The following is a 17,992-nucleotide window of genomic DNA, read 5'->3' as shown; positions in this document are numbered from 1 at the left end:
CGGCCACCACCGCCGAGAAGGTCCGGCGGTGGCCCGCTTCCCCCTGTGCGGGCCGCCGCCGGACGTCGTACGGACCACTCGGTCGGGCCTCCCGGGCCGGACCCCTCGGTCGTGCGAGTCGTACGGAAGGACGTGACGGCCCAGGTGGCAGCGCACCGCAAGCCCCGGCAACGCTCGATCGGCGGCCCCACGGCCCGGACGGCCGCCACCCTCGCCCTGGCGGGCGCGGCCACCGCCGCGGGGTTCGACGGGACGGGGCACGCCGATCCGCAGCTGACGCCGGCCCAGGTGAAGGCCAAGGTGGACGAGCTCTACCAGGAGGCCGAGGCCGCCACCGAGAAGTACAACGGCGCGAAGGTGGAAGCGGACACGGCGCAGCGGCGTCTGAACACACTGCGGGACGAGACCGCCCGCAAACAGGAGAGGCTCGACACCACCCGGGAGGCCCTCGGTTCGTTGGCGGCGGCGCAGTACCGCGACGGCGGGTTCGCCCCGGCCTGGCAGCTGGCCCTGTCCAGCAACCCCGACCAGTACCTGGACGACGCGGCGTTCGCCGAGCGGACCGGCCACCGGCAGGCCGCCGCCGTGACACAGGTGCGCGAACAGCTGCGGGAGATCGAGCAGTTGCGCGGCGCCGCGCGCGTCGAGCTGACGTCGCTGCGGTCACGGCAGGCTCAGCTGAAGCGGCAGAAGAAGACCATCACCGGCAAGCTGGGCGAGGCCAGGCGGCTGCTGGCGCGACTCACTCCGCAGCAGCGCAGCGAGGTCACCGGTGACGGCGTCGCGCCGGGGCGTACCTCCCGCTCGTCCTCCGACGCCCGTGCGGCGCTGGAGCAGGCCGGGTCGGCCACGGCTCCGAACGCGCGCGCCGCGGCGGCCGTCTCCTACGCCTACGCCAAGCTCGGCAGCCCCTACGTGTGGGGGGCGACCGGCCCGAACGCCTTCGACTGCTCGGGGCTGGCCCAGGCCGCCTACCGCTCCGCCGGCATCTCCCTGCCCCGCACCACCTACGCCCAGATCAACGCGGGCCGACGCGTGCCCCGCTCCGAACTCCAGCCGGGTGACCTGGTGTTCTTCTACTCCGGGATCAGCCACGTCGGCATCTACGTGGGAAACGGCCAGATGATCCACGCGCCGAACCCCTCGGCCCCGGTCCGGCTGGCCCCGGTCGACCTGATGCCGTTCGCGGGGGCCACCCGGGTGGCCTAGGGGGCGGGGCCGTAGGGGTCAGACCAGCCGGCGGGCCGTCGCCCAGCGGGTCAGTTCGTGGCGGTTGGACAGCTGGAGCTTGCGCAGCACCGCCGATACATGGGACTCGACCGTCTTCACCGAGATGAACAGCTGCTTGGCGATCTCCTTGTAGGCGTAGCCACGGGCGATCAGCCGCAGCACCTCGCGCTCGCGCTGGGTGAGCCGGTCCAGGTCCTCGTCCACGGGCGGGGCGTCGGTGGAGGCGAAGGCGTCGAGGACGAACCCGGCCAGCCGCGGCGAGAAGACGGCGTCGCCCTCCTGGACGCGGAAGATGGAGTCGACCAGGTCGGCGCCGGTGATGGTCTTGGTGACATAGCCGCGGGCGCCGCCACGGATCACGCCGATCACGTCCTCGGCCGCGTCCGACACGGACAGCGCGAGGAACCGGACGGGCCGCTCGGTGTCCGCCGTCAACGCCGCGCACCGGCGCAGCACTTCGACACCGCCGCCGCCCGGCAGGTGGACGTCGAGGAGGACCACCTCCGGCCGGGTCGCGGTGATGACCGTGACCGCCTGGTCGACGTCCGCGGCCTCGCCGACCACCTCGACGCCGGTCTCGGCCGTCTGCCCGATCTCGGCCTGGACACCGGCGCGGAACATACGGTGGTCGTCCACGAGCACCACCCGTACGTGCCGTCCGCCCGCGCCGCCGTCGGCGGCCCCGGACCCGGTCGCCTCGGGGGCTCCCGCCGTGCCGTTCGCCTCGGTCGCGTCGCTCATGACGTCTTCTCCGCCCTCTCCATCTCCAGCTCGACCTCCGTGCCGCCGTCCGGCACCGACCGCAGCCGGGCCGTGCCGCCGTAGCGCTCCATGCGGCCGATGATCGATTCTCTGACGCCCATGCGGTCGGCGGGTATCGAGTCGGGGTCGAAACCCGGGCCGCGGTCGCGCACGGACACGAAGACCGTCCTTCCCTCGACCTCGGCATAGACCTGTACGGCGCCGCCCTCGCCACCGTACTTGGCGGCGTTCACCATCGCTTCACGCGCTGCCTGCATCTGCGCGCCGGTTCTCTCGTCCAGCGGGCAGTCCCCGACGATGACGACCTCGATGGGCACCCCGTGCTTGTCCTCCACCTCGGCGGCGTTGCGCCGTACCGCCTCGGCGACCGTGTCCGGTTCGTCTGCCTCGTCCTTGCCGGTGCCCTCCGGCTTGTACAGCCAGGTGCGCAGGTCGCGCTCCTGGGCGCGGGCGAGGCGGCGCACCTCGTTCGCGTTGTCGGCGTTGCGCTGGATGAGGGTGAGGGTGTGCAGCACGGAGTCATGGACATGAGCGGCGACCTCCGCGCGCTCCTGGGCGCGGATGCGCATCAGGCGCTCCTCGGACAGGTCCTGGGTCATACGGACCAGGTACGGGCCGGCGAGGAGCGTGATGCCGACGAGGACGGCGAGGGCCGCCTGCAGGACCGCGCCGAGGTGGGCGGCCGAGCCCTGCAGCACGAAGATGGCGGAGACACCGGCCGTGACGAGCAGGACACCGCCGGCCGCGCGCAGCAGGGTGAGGGTGCGGCGCCGGCGGCCGACCTCGACCCAGCGGGCCCTGCGGGCGTTGTCCGCCTGGCGCCAGACGAGGGCGACACCGGCCGCGACGAGGACGGCCGGCACCAGATACACCTTGGCGCCGTTGCCCAGATTGACGCTGCTGACGAAGACCACGGACACGACGACCATGAGGAGCAGCGCGGCGATCTGGCCCTTGTCCGGCTTGCGGGCCACGAGTCTGCGGCGGCCGTCCGGCGCGGTCTCGCTGCCGAAGAGGGACTGCTTCTGCTCCACGACGCCGCCGACGCCGAGCGGGACCCAGAACCAGAACGCCGCATACAGCAGCGCTCCGAATCCATGGGCCATGAACAGGCCGACGAAGGCGAGCCGCACCCAGATGACCGGCAGCCCGAGGTGCCCGGCGAGGCCCCGCGCCACTCCGCCGAGCCAGCGTCCGTCGCTGCTGCGGTAGAGCTTGCGCGGCGGCCGCGGGTCGTCGACTGGCAGGGTTGCGGCTTCCGGCATGCCAACGATGGTCACATGGCCGGCGGGGCCGGGCATCAGGGTCGGCCCCCGAGACGCCCCTGATCTTCGGCGGGGTCGGGGCGGGGACCACGGGGCGGTGGCGCTCCCGCGCCGTTCGAACGGTTCCCCGCCCGGTCTCAGGGCCGATTTCAGGGTTCGCCCAGGGTCGTCCCGACTGCCGCGGCGGCGGCCGGGCCGTCACCATGGACGCATGACGGATCACGAGCACGCCGCGACGGGTCCGGGACCCGGCCCCGGCCCGCGCCCGGCCCCGGGCACCGGGCCGACGGATGCCGCGCCCGCCGCGACGGACAGGTCAGGAGCGGACAGGTCAGGAGCGACCGGCACCGGCACCCACACCGACCCGCACACCCACGCACAGGAGCAGGAGCAGCCGGCCGCCGGAGCCACCGAGCGGTTCCGGCGCGACCGCCGGCACAAGATGATCGCGGGCGTGTGCGCGGGCCTCGGCCGGCAGACCGACATGGACCCGGTCATCTTCCGGATCACGCTGGCCGTGCTGTCCGCGACCGGCGGCATCGGCCTGATCTTCTACGGCTTCGCGTGGCTCCTCGTGCCCTACGAGGACGAGGAGGAGAACGAGGTCCGGAGGCTGCTGACGGGCCGGGTCGACGGCCAAGCGCTCGCCGCGGTGCTGTTCGCCCTGGTCGGCTGCGGGATCTTCCTCACCATGCTGAGAAACGGCGGGGTGCTGGCCTTCGCCGTCGTGCTCTCCCTGCTGCTGGCGGGCGCCGGGTATTGGTCACGGCACCGTGGTGCCCCCGATCCCGACCCGCTCGCCGCGCAGGCCGCCGCCGACGCCCCGCCGGAGGCCCAGGCCCCGCCGGTCGTCACCGCCTATCCGTCGTGGTGGCGGGACCCGATCGTCAAGGACGGCACGCATGTCGGCGGCACCGGCTATCTGTGGGGACCCGGCGACGCCCGCGACCGGGGCCTCACCTCGCTGATCGACATCGGCATCGCCACCCCCTGGGCCCACCACGGCTCCCCCCAGCCGCGGCCCGCCGCGCCCCCGGCACCGCGCGGCCCGCGCTGGATCGGCGGCTGGGTGTTCGTGCTGGCCCTGGTGGCGGGCGGCCTGGGCACCGGACTGACGTGGGACGCGCATCCACTGGGCACGAGCCTGCAGACCGGTCTGGCGTGCGCGCTGGGGGTCTTCGGCCTGGGCGTCGCGGTCAGCTCGTTCCTGGGCCGCACAGGGGCCGGGACGGTGTTCCTGGCGATCGTCACGGCGGCGCTGCTCGCCGGGGCGGCGGCGCTGCCCAAGGACATCACCACCCACTGGAGAGACATCTCCTGGAAGCCCGCCGCGACGGCGCAGGTACGGCCGGCCTACGACCTCGGCACCGGGCGGGGCACGCTGGACCTGAGCCGGGTGCGTCCGGGCAAGGGACGGACGGTCACGACGGACGCGCATGTGGGTGCGGGGCAGCTGAAGGTGATCGTGCCGGCGGACACGACCGTGCGGATGGCGATCGACGTGGGGATGGGCGACATCCGGTCGCCCGAGGACAGCGGAAAGGACGTGGACGTGCAGCCCGGCAGGCACGCGGACATGACGCTGGCTCCGGTGAGGGGCGGCGAGGACACGGGCACCCTGGAGCTCACGCTCCGGGTCGGTGTGGGACAGGTGGAGGTCAGCCGTGCTGCGTCATGAGTTCCAGCCCGGGAAGCTGGTCGCCGGGCTCTTCCTCGCCGCCACCGGCGCGGCATTCGCGGGAGACGCGGGCGGCCTGTGGGAGACACCGTGGTTCGCGGTCGTCCCGATGATCGTGGGCGGCCTCTGTCTGGCCGGTCTCGCGGCAGCAGTGGCCCGGGGAATACGCAGGCGGGGTGGCGCCGAGAGGTGAGCGCTCCGCAGGACAGGCCGCGATGTGCCGTCCATCGCCCGCGGCGCCGTCAGGGGCCGGTCGCTCCCCCGAGTTCCCGGACAGGGCCCCGCGCCTGATCGGGGCGCCGCCAGGCTAGCGGTAGCCGCCCAGCGACCGACGGCGCCGGGCTCGCCAGGCCGCGTCGAGGGAGAGGTAGGGGGCGCCGGCGAGGACCAGGGGGAGCCAGGCCATCAGGTAGGCGAGGTCGTTGCCGTAGTAGTAGGGGGTCGTCGCCCAGCTCACCGTGAGCCACAGGCTGAGCGAGATCAGCGCACCGCCGAGCGCGGCGAGCCGGCCGAGCAGACCGAGCAGGGTGGCGATGCCGACGGCCAGTTCACCGAGGGCGATGGCGTAGCCGAAGCCGACCGGGGCCTTCAGGGCCAGGTCGACCAGGGCCGGGACGGCCGCGGAGTCGCGGGCCGCGCGCATGGTGTCGCCGATGGACCCGGCGCCGCCGGACTTCATGAAGGCGCTGTCGGTGAGCTTGTCCAGGCCGGCGTAGACGAAGGTGACGCCGAGGAAGACGCGGAGGGGAAGAAGCGCGTAGTGGGTGGCGGTGTCCCGCCACCCGCGGCGGCCGTTCAAGCCGGTGCTGTGCGTGTCCGTCCGGATGCCGTGGGTCATCGTCGTCAGCCGCCTCTCGCCCGCCGTTGAACCCGTCGTCTGACCATACGTACGACACCGGGAAGCGGTTCAATCCCATCCGGAGTGTTTTTCCGGATTTCGGCGCCCCGTACGAGGAGACAGAGGGGCTGTCGCCGCGGGCCGGGACCCGCTGCACGGCCGGTCGTGGTCCGGCCGGTCCAAGGAGGTGGCGGTCGGTGACGCACGTGGTTCACTCGGTCACCTGGACGATGCACCGGTTGGTCGCGACCCCGGCCGCGGTGACCACCTGCACCTCCACCGCCCCGGGCTCGACGTCAGCCGGTACGGGCACGGTCAGGACGCTGTCCGTGGGGTTGCGGAAGCCGCCGGTGACGGGGACCAGCGGCACGTGCACATCGACGGCACCGATACGGACCACCATGCGGGAGAGCCGGTCGGCGGTGCGGGAGCCGGGCGGCACGAAACCGGCCCCGCGGATCTCGATGTCGTCGCCGGTGCGGATCGGCCCGTCCAGATCGCCGGGCTCACGGACCCGGACCACGGACAGGACGACCGGGCGGCCGCCCTCGGCGTACTTGCCGGCCAGGTAGGTCGCGGCCGAGACGAGCACCACCACGCCCAGCCCCCAGGGCAGGTCGGGCAGCTCGTCGGGGCGGCGGGCCAGCCGTACGGCGGCGAACAACAGGGCGACGGCGCTGATGGCGGCGTACTGGATGTCGGCGAAGGCGCCCCGGCCGGAGTCGTCGGTGAGCAGATCGGCGGCGCGCGGCCGGTGCGCCGGGACCTTCTGCAGCCGCTGTGCGAGAACGCGCAGGCCCACCACCCGGCGGACCAGGACCGCGATCCCGCAGACGACGGCCAGGACGGTGACCACGGCGGCGCCGCGCGCGAGGTCGAGGCCGGAGATCAGCGCGTCGCGTTCGGCGGGGTCGGAGGCGGCGGCCAGCCGGGCCGCCAACAGCAGGACGGCGTAGCCGACGAACAGTACCCAACAGGCGGCGACCGTACGGGAGGTGGACATCCGGTTGTCCTCGCCGATCACCGGGGCCAGCGCCCCGCCGCGCGCCCGGTGCAGCCAGGAGGCGGCGCTGAGGGTGGTGGCGACGACGAGCGCGGCGGCCAGCGCCGCGGTGCGCGCGCCGGTCCAGCCCGCACCGACCGCGGTGAGTGCCTCGCCGAGCAGCAGCGCGAGGACCGCGCCCCACACCGCGCACACCGTCCGCAGCCACAGCCGGGCGAGCCAGACCTCGCCCTCGGCGCGACCGCGTTCGGCGACGGCCTCCGCCCGCTGGGTCAGTTCCTCGGAGACCCACTGCCGGGACGCCGAGGCGGAGTGCGCCACGGCCGCCGGCAGGCCCTGCCCGGCCGCGTACTCGTCCCGCAGGCGCAGGAACGCCGCGACGGCCCGCCGGTGCCCCTTCCGGGCGCCGTGCGGGCAGTCCCCGCAGGCGCAGCCGCCCTCATGGATCGCCTCGGCACCCGTGCCCTGCCTCGCCTCCTGCACCGCCACGCCCGGCGCCCGCCTTCCCCACGACCTCCCGGCACGGCCGGCGGACCCTCCTCGGAAGACCTCGCCGTCGTGCAACTGCCCTGCGTCGATTGCGAATTGTGCCCTACGACAGGCCGCCCGGGGTCGTCGGGCCGGAATCACGGCGGGTGAAGTACGGACCGCCGTGTTGACCTGGCTGCGAGAATTTCCGTATGGCCGAGATCATCCAGCGGGACGGGACCTGGGCCTTCGACGGCAGCACGATCCGGATCACCCCCGGGCTGCACCGCTGCGTGCCGCTGTTCCGGCAGACGTACGGGGAGATCTCCGTGCCCCTGGAGGCGGTCTCGGACGTCGTCTACGAACCCGAGCGCAAGCGCGGCCGGCTGCGGATGCGGCTGCGCGAGGGCGCCGACCCGCTGCTCCAGGCGACGGGGGGCCGGCTGCCGGATGCGGCCGACCCCTACCGGCTGGCGGTGGACGCGGACCGCGGCGGGGTCGCGGAGTACGTCGCCGAGGAGATCCGGCACGCCCTGCTCCTCGACCGGATCCCCAAGGAGCCCGCGACCGCCTATCTGCTGCCGGGCCCGCCGGTGCCGGTGTCGGTGCGGTCCTCCGACGGCACGGTCTCCTTCGACGGCACACAGGTACGCATCGACTGGGCCGACACCTCCGACCGGGTCAAGCGGGCGACCGGCCCGCGGATCATCGCGCTCGGCGACCTGGTGCAGGTGGAGTGGCTGCCCAACTCCGGTTGCGAGGAGGGGTTCCTGCGGTTCGTGACGCCGGAGACGGTGTTCTCGAAGCTGCCGCCCGAGCGGGACCCCTACACCCTGGACCTGTGGGGCAGCGTGCGGCGCGATCTGCTGACCGCGCTGGTCGCGACGGCCGTCACGGCCCGGCTGCCGCATCCGTCCGTCCGCACAGGTGCCGCCTACGACGGCCGGGACCGGCAGCGGACGGTCGTACCGGGGCAGGCCGATCACCATGACGTCCTGCTGCGCCGGCTGCGGGAGCTGGGCGAGCTGCACCGGGACGGGGTGCTCACGGACGAGGAGTTCGCGATGACGAAGGCAGCCGTGCTCAAGGGGTTCGACTGAGCGGGGCCCGCGCCCCCGCCGGGCAAGAGACGTCCCCGCCGGGCAAGACCCGTGCCCCCGCTGAGCGAGGCCGTGTCCCGGCGTCAGCTGAGCAGGTCCGGTTCACTGCGGCTGATGTCCTGCCACAGGGGCTGGTAGTTGATCCAGGCCACCAGGTCGCCGCCGAGCTGTTCGCGGGTGGCGACGGCCAGCTTGTGGTCGATGAGGACCGGCCGGCCGGCCGCCTTCGCCATCAGCTGCACCTGGCAGGACCGCTCCATCGACATGAACCACCAGGCCGCGGCGTCCACCGAGTCGCCGACGGTGAGCAGCCCGTGGTTGCGCAGCACGAGCGCCTTGCGGGAGCCGAGGGCACCGGCGATCCGGCGGCCTTCCTCGGCGTCGACGGTGACGCCGGTGTAGGCGTCGTAGAGCGCGACGTCCTCGTAGAAGGCGCAGCTCTCCTGGGTGATGGGGTCGATCAGCTCGCCGAGCGCGGCCAGGGCGCGGCCGTGCACGGAGTGGCAGTGCGCGACGGCGACGACGTCCGGGCGGGCGGCGTGGACCTGGGCGTGCACGGTGAACGCGGCCTGGTTGACGTGGTAGCGGCCCTCGACGACCTGCCCGTCCTGGTTGGCGAGGACGAGATCGCCGACGGTGACGTGCTTGAACGGCATCCCGAACGGGTTGACCCAGAAACAGTCGGAGAACTCCGGATCGCGGGCGGTGATGTGCCCGGAGACCCCGTCCTCGAATCCGGCCCGCCCGAAGATCCGCAGGGCTCCCGCGAGCCGCTCCTTGCGGTGCCGGCGCTCGGCCTCCAGCGACTCGTGCATCGGTGGCATGGCGAACTGCAGCTGGTCGGTGGGCAGCGGCAGGGGCGGAGTGGGCCCGTGCATAGATCCTCCAGCGGGCGGATTGCGGTACGCGCCGGAAGTTACCGCCGGTCAGCGCAAAAGGGCAGGGCTGTGGGGTAAAGATGCCGTACGCGCCGCATACACGACAGAGGTTGTCCGGTTTGCCGGTGAGACTGGCGCGCATGAACTGGGCATCCTTCACCACCGCGGAACCCGCACTGGCAGCGATCGCCGAGGAGCGGTTCGGCGCCTTCCGCCATCACGTCCTCGCCACCCTCCGCAGGGACGGCTCGCCGCGCACCTGCGGCCTGGAGGTCCGTTTCCTGGACGGGGAGCTGTGGCTCGGCATGATGCCGCGCTCCCTCAAGGCCCTCGACCTGCTCCGCGACCCGCGCTTCGCGCTCCAGACGCATCCAGGTGCCGACGACTTGGGCGACGGCGGGGACGTCCGGATCGGCGGGCGGGCGTTCGAGGTCGTCGATCCGGACGTGAAGGCGGCATACGTGAAAGAGGTGGAACCGCCGCAGCCGTTCCACCTCTTCCGTACCGAGCTGACCGAGGTCGTACGGACCTGTGTCGAGGACGGGAAGTACCTCGTCGTCCAGGTCTGGAAGCCCGGTGAGCCCCTGCGCACGCTCAAGCGCGCCTAGGGCCCCTGGGGACTACTCCCACTCGATGGTGCCCGGGGGCTTCGAGGTCACGTCCAGGACGACGCGGTTGACGTCCCGGACCTCGTTGGTGATCCGGGTCGAGATGCGGGCGAGGACGTCGTACGGCAGCCGGGACCAGTCGGCGGTCATGGCGTCCTCGGAGGACACCGGGCGCAGCACGATCGGGTGGCCGTAGGTGCGGCCGTCGCCCTGGACGCCCACGCTGCGGACGTCGGCGAGGAGGACCACCGGGCACTGCCAGATGTCGCGGTCGAGGCCGGCCGCGGTCAGCTCCTCGCGGGCGATCGCGTCGGCGTCGCGCAGGAGGTCCAGGCGCTCCTTGGTGACCTCGCCGACGATACGGATGCCCAGGCCGGGGCCGGGGAACGGCTGGCGCTGGACGATCTCGTCCGGCAGGCCCAGCTCCTGGCCGACCATGCGGACCTCGTCCTTGAACAGCTTGCGCAGCGGCTCGATCAGCTGGAACTCGAGGTCCTCGGGCAGGCCGCCGACGTTGTGGTGCGACTTGATGTTCGCGGTGCCGGTGCCGCCGCCGGACTCGACCACGTCCGGGTACAGGGTGCCCTGGACCAGGAACTCCACGGCCGGGCCCTCGTCGGCGATGATGTCCGCCTGCGCCTGCTCGAAGACGCGGATGAACTCACGGCCGATGATCTTGCGCTTCTCCTCGGGGTCGGTGACGCCCTTGAGCGCGGTCAGGAAGCGCTCCTCGGCGTCCACGACGACCAGCTTGACGCCGGTCGCGGCCACGAAGTCCTTCTCCACCTGCTCGGTCTCGCCCTTGCGCATCAGGCCGTGGTCGACGTACACGCAGGTCAGCTGGTCGCCGATGGCACGGGCGACGAGGGCGGCGGCGACGGCGGAGTCCACGCCGCCGGACAGACCGCAGATCGCGCGCTTGTCGCCGACCTGCTCGCGGATCGCGGCGACCTGCTCCTCGATCACGTTGCCGGTCGTCCAGTCCGGCTTCAGGCCCGCGCCCCGGTACAGGAAGTGCTCCAGGACCTGCTGGCCGTGCGTGGAGTGCATGACCTCGGGGTGGTACTGGACGCCGTAGAGCTTCTTCTCGTCGTTCTCGAACGCGGCGACCGGGACGACGTCCGTGGACGCGGTGACCGAGAAGCCCTCGGGGGCGGCGGAGCAGGCGTCGCCGTGCGACATCCACACGTGCTGCTCGTCCGGGGTGCCCTCGAACAGGGTGGAGGAGTTCTTCGAGACGTGCAGGTCGGTGCGGCCGTACTCGCGGGCGCCGGTGTTGTCGACGGTGCCGCCGAGGGTCTGCGCCATCAGCTGGAAGCCGTAGCACATGCCGAAGACGGGGACGCCGGCCTCGAAGATCTCACGGTCGAGGGTGGGGGCACCCGCCTCGTACACGGAGGAGGGGCCGCCGGAGAGGATGATCGCCGCGGGGTTCTTGGCGAGCATCTCCTTCACCGGCGTGGTGCTCGGCACGATCTCGCTGTAGACCCGCGCCTCGCGGACGCGACGGGCGATGAGCTGGGCGTACTGCGCGCCGAAGTCGACGACCAGGACGGTGTCGGGGGTGGCGGCAGTGGAAGTCGCTGATGACACGGGGTGCCTTCTGGTGGTCGGGCGGGGGTCTGTGCTAACGAGTCTAACGGTGTGGGCGGGAGGGCTTCCCCTGGAGTTCGCCGTGGCATACTGACCGCATGCTTCAGCACGCGACCTTCTTTACCTATGGCATCCGGCCCGCCGGCTGCCATGGTCGTGCTGCTTGAGCGCAACGCCAAGCACTTCCCAGGCGCCCCGGGCCGACAAGGCCCGGGGCGCCTGTCGTTTACCGGGTCGTGTCGTTCCGGGGACTCCCCCGTGTGATCGAGGAGCCCCGACATGACCAGTACCGTCACCCCGGAAGAGACCATCGCGAACGCCCGCGAGCGCATCGACGCGCTCGACGACCGGATCATCGGTCTCGTCCAGGAGCGGATGGCCGTCTCCGCCGTCGTCCAGCAGACCCGGATCGCCTCCGGCGGCCGGCGGGTGAACCTCTCCCGCGAGATGGAGATCCTCGGCCGCTACCGCGAGGCCCTCGGCAAGCCCGGCACCACCCTCGCCATGACCCTGCTCGAACTGTGCCGGGGCCGTGTCTGAGCGACGGGTCCCGAGGCCGTATCCGAGTTCGAGTGCCGTCTCACCCGTACGGCGCGTGACCGGTCCCCGCCCCGCGTCGTTGAGCGGGGTGTCCGTGCCAGCCAGGGGCGGGCCCGACAGAACCACGCGTGGCTCGCTGGAGCGATGAGGCGTACGGGTCGTGCCGTGCGCCGTGGGACCTCGCTCCAGGGAAGTGACCGGACGGCAGGGGACAGCAGCCCGGTCACCCAAGAGAACGGCCGGCCCCGGGGACGCCCGGGGCCGGCCGGCGGGATAACCGCACACCCCCGAAACCAGCGGCGCAGCCCCCCGGCGCCGCCCCCAGGCACCGACGCCGCCCTGACGTCGGTGCTGACCGAAGAAAGGCCCCGCGGCCTCTCCGTCCCGCGGGGCCTTTCGGCATGCCTGTGACTCACACCACACGAATATTCGGTCGGCTCGAAGCAACCCTTCAGGACTTTCGCCGATCAAACCTGCCGAATCGAAAAAACAGAAGAACACTGGGGGGACCTGCCTTCGGAGGGGGATGCAGGTCCCTCTCGGTGTGACCCGCCGGGTTCCCTCCGTGCGCGCCGGCCGGGGCTAGTTCTTCGGTGGTACGGCCGGCATCCCCAGGAACGGCAGGCGCAGCGCGCCGAAAGCCTCCGCCGGGACCGCCGGGGCCTGCGGTTCCACCGGCTTCAGCCGCTCGTACGCCGCTCCCGGTGCCGGCCGCGCGTCCTCCTCGCCCTTGTTCGGCCAGAAGGACATCGCCCGCTCGGCCTGCGCGGTGATCGTCAGCGACGGGTTCACGCCGAGGTTCGCCGAGACCGCGGCGCCGTCCACGACCGAGATGCCGGGGTGGCCGTAGAGGCGGTGGTACGGGTCGATCACCCCTGTCTCCGCGGAGTCGCCGATCGGGCAGCCGCCGAGGAAGTGCGCGGTGAGCGGGGTGCCCATCAGCTCGCCGACGTTGCTGCCCGCGAAGCCGTTGATCTCGGCGGCGAGCGCGGAGGCGGCCTGGGTCGCGGCCTTGATCTGCTTGGGGTTCGGCGAGCCGTGCCCCTGCCGGGCGGTGAGCAGGCCCTTGCCGACGCCGCCGGGCTTCAGGTACGTCGTCAGGGAGTTGTCCAGCGACTGCATGACCAGGCCGATGATGGTCCGCTCGGACCAGCGCCGGTTGGAGAGGGAACGCAGGACCAGCAGCGGGTGCCTGGCCGCGTTCGTCAGCCAGGCCAGCGCCCGGGAGGAGCCCTCCGCGTACGGCACCTGGAGGATCGACAGGCCGCCCATGGAGTTGGAGCCCTTGCCGTAGCGGACCGGCTCGATGTGCGTGTTCTCGTCCGGGTGGATGGACGACGTGATCGCGACACCCCGCGTGAAGTCGGCCCTCGCCTCCCCGGTCGCCTTCCGGTACCGGCGGTTGTCGGTCTGCGCGCCGACCAGGGCCTCGGAGTTGGTGCGGGTCAGGTCGCCCAGCCGGGCGGAGAGATACGGCAGCTGGCCGCCGGCCTTCATCCGGTGCAGCAGGGTCTGTGTGCCGTACGTGCCGGCCGCGAGGACGACCCTGCGGGCGGTGAAGAGCCGGCCCTCGCCCTTCTTCCGCTGGTCCGTCGGCAGGGTCGCCACCGCGTACCCGCCCCGTGAGTCGTCCGTGACGGACACGACCGTCGTCAGGGGGTGGACCACCGCGCCCGCCTTCTCGGCGAGATACAGGTAGTTCTCGTTCAGGGTGTTCTTCGCGCCGTGCCGGCAGCCGGTCATGCACTCGCCGCACTCGGTACAGGCGGTGCGGGCGGGGCCGGCGCCGCCGAAGTACGGGTCGTTCACCTGCCCGCCGGGCGCGGCCTTCGTCTTGCCGTCGGCGTCCTTGCCGTCGCCGAAGAACACGCCGACCGGGGCGAGATGGAAGGTGTCGCCGACCCCCATCCGCTGGGCCGCCGCCTTCAGATGCACGTCGGAGGGGGTCATCGTCGGGTTGAGCCGTACACCGAGCATGCGCTGGGCCTGGTCGTAGTACGGCTTCAACTCCTCCTGCCAGTCGGTGATGTCCCGCCACTGGGGGTCGTCGAAGAAGGCCTTCGGCGGGACGTAGAGGGTGTTGGCGTAGTTCAGCGAGCCGCCGCCGACGCCTGCGCCCGCGAGCACCATGACGTTGCCCAGCAGATGGATGCGCTGGATGCCGTACATGCCGAGTTTCGGGGCCCAGAGGTAGTTCTTGAGGTCCCAGGAGTTCTTCGGCAGGGACTCGCGGGTGAAACGGCGTCCCGCCTCCAGCACGCCGACCTTGTAGCCCTTTTCTGTCAGGCGGAGGGCGGATACCGATCCGCCGAAGCCGGAGCCGATGACGAGGACGTCGTAGTCGTAAGCGTCCTGGGGCACGGGGTCTCCTCGTTGAGTTTCGCGTGCGGGCCGTGTGTGGTTGATCGCGCAGTTCCCCGCGCCCCTAGGGAATTACCTGAACCGGAATGCCTTCATCAGCCGCAGACTCGTGCTCATGAAGCGGGCGTAGCCCTCGTCGTCCATCCCCAGCGACGGCGCCATCGGCAGCAGCCGCTGCTGGGCGACCGTCTGGGCCTCCGTGTACTTGAGGATGCCCTCGGAGCCGTGGCGGCGGCCGAGGCCGGAGTCCTTCATGCCGCCCATCGGGGACTGGACGCTGCCGTACGCGGGTGCGTAGCCCTCGTTGACGTTGACCGTGCCGGTGCGCAGGCGGGCGGCGACGTCCCGGCCGCGTCCGGCGCTCCTGGTCCAGACGGAGGAGTTGAGGCCGTACGGCGTGGCGTTGGCGCGCTCGATCACCTCGTCGTCGGAGGAGAAGCGGTAGATCGAGACGACCGGGCCGAAGGTCTCCTCCTCGCACACGGACATGGAACCCCCCACGCCGTCGAGGATGGTCGGCTCGAAGAAGTACGGGCCGATGTCCGGGCGGGCGACCCCGCCGGCGATCACCTTCGCCCCCTTGGCGACGGCCTCCTCCACGTGCCGCTCGACGGTCTTCAGCTGACGCTCGCCGACCAGCGAGCCCATGTCGGCGCCGTAGGCGAGGGAGTTGCCGAGCCGCATCGCCTTCGTGCGGGCGGCGAAGCGCTCGAGGAAGGCATCGGCGACCGACTCGTGGACGTACAGCCGCTCGATGGAGATGCAGAGCTGTCCGGCGGAGGAGAAGCAGGCGCGTACGGCGCCGGCGGCGGCCTTCTCGATGTCGGCGTCGTCCAGCACGAGCATGGCGTTCTTGCCGCCGAGTTCGAGGGACACGCCGACCAGACGGGCCGCCGCGCCTTGCGCGACCTCGCGCCCTGTGCGGGTGGAGCCGGTGAAGGAGACGTAGTCGGCGTGCTTGACGAGCTCGGGGCCGACGACCGGGCCCTCGCCGAGCACGACCTGGAAGACGCCCTCGGGCAGGCCGGCCTCGATGAGCAGGTCGCGGGCCCACAGGGCGGTGAGGCAGGTCTCGGTGTCCGGCTTCATCACGACCGCGTTGCCGGCGGCGAACGCGGGCAACGCGTCGCCGACGGACAGCTCCAGGGGGTAGTTCCACGGCGCGATCTGGCCCACGACGCCGCGCGGGTGGCGGAGTTCGGTGACCTTCGTGAGCGTGGGGATCGCGCCGGTGTGCCGCTTGGGCCGCAGGTAGGCGGGGGCCTTGCGGCCGTAGTGGCGGGCCGCGACCGCGACGGCCTGCACCTCCTCGTGCGCGTGCAGGCGGGCCTTTCCGGTCTCCAGCTGGATGAGGTCGAGCACCTCGGCCTGCCGCTGCAGCACCAGGTCGTGGAAGCGCAGCAGGACGGCGGCCCGCTGCCGTACCGGGGTCTTCTCCCACACGGCCTGCGCGGCCCGGGCGGCCTCGAAGGCCTGCTGTACGTCCTCGGGGGTGGACTCGGGCAGGTCGGCCAGCTTCTCGCCGGTGAACGGGGTGTGGTTGGCGGTACGGCCGGAGCCGACGACGCCCTTGGTGAGCTGGGCCACCAGTTCCGGGGTGACCACGTCGGCGGCGGTGCGGACGCCCTCGGGGGCGGGCGCGAGGGGGTTGGTGCCGGTGCTGTCCGGGGCCTGCGTGTCCGTCATGACGCGCAGGGTATGCCGGGGCGGAGTCTTTGTGTACCCGTCGGTAACGCGGATTCACCGAGTGCTCACATGCCGCCAGTGATCACTGGCAGAGAATGTGCTGATCAGGGCGTTGACACGGTCGCGAGCAGAACGATCATTCGAGTCCGGCTTTTTTCGCCAGGAGCAGTCCGAGCGCCGTGCGCGGGGTGCGGCGACGGGGTTCCGCGGGCGGCGCGGAGGCGGACCGAGGCGGAGGCTCCGGCGGGGTGTCCGGTACCGGCGTGAGCCCGAGGTACGCGCGCAGTGCCGCCGTGACGTCCTCGGCGCGCGGGCGCGCCTCGGGCCGCTCTGCGTGCAGCCGGTCCAGCAGCGGGCCCAGCGGGCCGGGGTCCGCGTCCCCCAGGGCGGCGCGCAGGAGGGCGCCCAGCGACCACAGGTCGGAGGCGGGGCCGGCGCCGGGGCCCGCGGCGCGCTCGGGGGCCACGAATCCGGCGGGCGCGTCCGCCGGGTGCCCGTCACCGGTTCCGAAGTCGGTGACGACCACCCGCCCGGTGCCGTACTCCAGCAGGACGTTGGCCGGTTTGACGTCCCGGTGCACGATGCCGACGGCGTGCGCGGCACACAGCGCGCCGAGGACGGCGAGTCCGATCCGGGCGGCCTCGGCGGGCGGAAGGGGCCCGCGGCGCAGGACCTCCCGCAGGGACTCGCCCTCCACCAACTCCATGACGATCCAGGGGACATGGCCCTCGGTGACGACGTCGTACACCGTGACGGCGGAGGGATGGCGCACCCGGGCGGCGGCCCGGGCCTCCCGGTAGAGCCGGCGGGCGATACGGCGGCTGTCCTCGTCGTCGGCCGGATCGCCGGGAAGCAGCGGTTCCTTGACGGCGACCCGGCGGCCCTCCCCCTGTTCGTCCCGGGCCCGCCAGACGGTCCCGGTGGGCCCGGACCCGAGGCGTCCGGCCAGCCGGTAGCGGCCACCGATCAGACGTGCGTCGGGCGGGTGTTCGCCGTCTCCACTCATGTCACATGAGTACCGTGCGTACCAGGCCCTTGTCGAAGCGGTGCGGTCAGGCGGCCCACCGGTGCAGGGTGAAGCCGTGTGCCGCCTTCCTCACCTCCACCGCGCCGGCACCCCCGAAGTGGGCCGGGACGACCAACTCCCGTTCGGCCGCCGCCCGTTCCAGCACCCGCTGCCGGGTCGTGGCCGCCTGCCGCGGATCGAGGCAGAAGCAGCTGCTGCACTCGGGGTGCAGGATCTGCACCGGGCTGTGCAGCAGGTCCCCGACGAACACGGCCCGCTCACCCCGGGACTCGACGCGCAGGACGGAGGAGCCCGGGGTGTGACCGGGCGCGGCCTCCAGGACGAGGTGCGCGTCGATCCGGTACTCGTCCTCCCACAGCACGGCCTGACCGTCCCGGTGCACGGGCGCCACACTGTCCTCGTAGACGAGCCGGTCGATCGGGCGCGCCCCGCCCGCGTACCCGCCCGCCGGGCCGAAGTGGGCGTCGTCGGCGGCCGGGAGGAGGTAGCGGGCGTGCGGGAAGGTGGGGACCCACTCGCCGCCGTCGTCACGGGTGTTCCAGCCGACGTGGTCGCTGTGCAGGTGGGTGTTGACGACGACATCGACGTCCTGCGGGCGGACGCCGGCCTCCTCCAGGAGGTCGAGGAACCGTCCCTGCCGCCGGTGGAAGAGCGGATTGCCGGGCCGTTCCCGTCCGTTGCCGACGCCGGTGTCGACCAGCACCGTGCCTCCCGCGCCGCGCACCACCCAGGTCTGGACCGCCACCACGGCCCGGTCACCGCCGGCCTCCCGGTGGTCGGGGACCAACTCCTGCTCGTGTGTGCTCCACACCTCGGGAGGGCAGTCCGGCACGAGGGTGCCGCCGGGCAGGTGCGGCCCCCGCCACTCGATGATGCGGAGCACCTCGACATCGCCGATCAGGAAACTCTGTACTTGGTCATCAGCCATGATGATCACCCTAGGTACAGCACGTGA

Annotated in this window: 16 protein-coding genes; 6 read left to right on the top strand and 10 right to left on the bottom strand. The window is 72.4% G+C overall.

Going from position 1 to position 17,992, the window contains the following annotated elements; translation table 11 throughout:
• Positions 1-144 precede the first annotated feature (144 nt).
• A complete protein-coding gene (locus ACWC94_RS17350; protein ID WP_450797473.1) occupies positions 145-1,209 on the top strand; it encodes an NlpC/P60 family protein in 1,065 nt (354 codons plus the stop codon).
• A gap of 18 nt (positions 1,210-1,227) precedes the next feature.
• On the opposite strand, the gene ACWC94_RS17345 is transcribed toward ACWC94_RS17350, so the two are convergent.
• Together ACWC94_RS17345 and ACWC94_RS17340 are read right to left on the bottom strand one after the other, a co-directional pair.
• A complete protein-coding gene (locus ACWC94_RS17345) occupies positions 1,228-1,971 on the bottom strand; it encodes a LuxR C-terminal-related transcriptional regulator (RefSeq protein WP_450797382.1) in 744 nt (247 codons plus the stop codon).
• Complete coding sequence (locus tag ACWC94_RS17340; RefSeq protein ID WP_450797381.1) at positions 1,968-3,293, bottom strand: ATP-binding protein; 1,326 nt, start codon at positions 3,291-3,293, stop codon at positions 1,968-1,970. The genes ACWC94_RS17345 and ACWC94_RS17340 overlap by 4 nt, the downstream gene beginning before the upstream one ends.
• 175 nt (positions 3,294-3,468) lie before the next feature.
• Here ACWC94_RS17340 and ACWC94_RS17335 point away from each other — a divergent pair, with 175 nt between their 5' ends.
• Both ACWC94_RS17335 and ACWC94_RS17330 read left to right on the top strand, forming a co-directional pair.
• Positions 3,469-4,935, top strand: a complete 1,467-nt coding sequence (locus tag ACWC94_RS17335; RefSeq protein WP_450797380.1) for a PspC domain-containing protein — start codon at positions 3,469-3,471, stop codon at positions 4,933-4,935.
• Positions 4,922-5,128, top strand: coding sequence for a hypothetical protein (locus ACWC94_RS17330; protein WP_450797379.1), 207 nt, complete (start codon positions 4,922-4,924; stop codon positions 5,126-5,128). Before ACWC94_RS17335 ends, ACWC94_RS17330 begins: the two co-directional genes overlap by 14 nt.
• Positions 5,129-5,242: 114 nt before the next feature.
• On the opposite strand, the gene ACWC94_RS17325 is transcribed toward ACWC94_RS17330, so the two are convergent.
• Together ACWC94_RS17325 and ACWC94_RS17320 are read right to left on the bottom strand one after the other, a co-directional pair.
• Positions 5,243-5,773, bottom strand: a complete 531-nt coding sequence (locus ACWC94_RS17325; RefSeq protein WP_450797378.1) for a DoxX family membrane protein — start codon at positions 5,771-5,773, stop codon at positions 5,243-5,245.
• A 211-nt stretch (positions 5,774-5,984) separates the two neighbouring features.
• The gene (locus ACWC94_RS17320; protein ID WP_450797377.1) at positions 5,985-7,265 is read right to left on the bottom strand and encodes a hypothetical protein; all 1,281 of its coding nucleotides are present in this window, start codon (positions 7,263-7,265) and stop codon (positions 5,985-5,987) included.
• A 191-nt stretch (positions 7,266-7,456) separates the two neighbouring features.
• On the opposite strand from ACWC94_RS17320, the gene ACWC94_RS17315 reads away from it, so the two are divergent.
• Positions 7,457-8,344: a DUF4429 domain-containing protein gene (locus ACWC94_RS17315; protein ID WP_450797376.1), complete on the top strand. Its 888-nt coding sequence runs from the start codon at positions 7,457-7,459 to the stop codon at positions 8,342-8,344.
• Between the two features lie 83 nt (positions 8,345-8,427).
• Here the strand turns inward: ACWC94_RS17315 and ACWC94_RS17310 are convergent, their stop codons facing one another.
• Positions 8,428-9,222: a class II aldolase/adducin family protein gene (locus ACWC94_RS17310; RefSeq protein WP_450797374.1), complete on the bottom strand. Its 795-nt coding sequence runs from the start codon at positions 9,220-9,222 to the stop codon at positions 8,428-8,430.
• Between the two features lie 140 nt (positions 9,223-9,362).
• Between ACWC94_RS17310 and ACWC94_RS17305 the strand changes: the two genes are divergently transcribed.
• On the top strand, positions 9,363-9,830 hold the full coding sequence (locus tag ACWC94_RS17305) for a pyridoxamine 5'-phosphate oxidase family protein (protein WP_450797373.1): 468 nt from the start codon (positions 9,363-9,365) through the stop codon (positions 9,828-9,830).
• A 12-nt stretch (positions 9,831-9,842) separates the two neighbouring features.
• Here ACWC94_RS17305 and guaA read toward each other — a convergent pair whose 3' ends face one another.
• Positions 9,843-11,423: a glutamine-hydrolyzing GMP synthase gene (guaA, locus tag ACWC94_RS17300; protein ID WP_450797372.1), complete on the bottom strand. Its 1,581-nt coding sequence runs from the start codon at positions 11,421-11,423 to the stop codon at positions 9,843-9,845.
• A 279-nt stretch (positions 11,424-11,702) separates the two neighbouring features.
• Here guaA and ACWC94_RS17295 point away from each other — a divergent pair, with 279 nt between their 5' ends.
• Positions 11,703-11,963 (top strand): chorismate mutase, encoded by a 261-nt coding sequence (locus tag ACWC94_RS17295; protein ID WP_450797371.1) that lies wholly within the window; start codon positions 11,703-11,705, stop codon positions 11,961-11,963.
• A 582-nt stretch (positions 11,964-12,545) separates the two neighbouring features.
• On the opposite strand, the gene ACWC94_RS17290 is transcribed toward ACWC94_RS17295, so the two are convergent.
• From ACWC94_RS17290 to ACWC94_RS17275, 4 genes are all read right to left on the bottom strand, one after another.
• Positions 12,546-14,324: a GMC family oxidoreductase N-terminal domain-containing protein gene (locus ACWC94_RS17290; RefSeq protein WP_450797370.1), complete on the bottom strand. Its 1,779-nt coding sequence runs from the start codon at positions 14,322-14,324 to the stop codon at positions 12,546-12,548.
• A gap of 72 nt (positions 14,325-14,396) precedes the next feature.
• Positions 14,397-16,010, bottom strand: coding sequence for a succinic semialdehyde dehydrogenase (locus ACWC94_RS17285; protein WP_450797369.1), 1,614 nt, complete (start codon positions 16,008-16,010; stop codon positions 14,397-14,399).
• Positions 16,011-16,146: 136 nt separating this feature from the next.
• Complete coding sequence (locus tag ACWC94_RS17280; protein ID WP_450797368.1) at positions 16,147-17,016, bottom strand: serine/threonine-protein kinase; 870 nt, start codon at positions 17,014-17,016, stop codon at positions 16,147-16,149.
• 46 nt (positions 17,017-17,062) lie between these two features.
• The gene (locus tag ACWC94_RS17275; RefSeq protein ID WP_450797367.1) at positions 17,063-17,965 is read right to left on the bottom strand and encodes an MBL fold metallo-hydrolase; all 903 of its coding nucleotides are present in this window, start codon (positions 17,963-17,965) and stop codon (positions 17,063-17,065) included.
• Positions 17,966-17,992: the final 27 nt, after the last annotated feature.

Source organism: Streptomyces sp. NPDC001135 (assembly GCF_053598395.1).
Note: the sequence above shows the minus strand (reverse complement) of the source record. Positions and strands in the feature narration are given on the sequence as shown.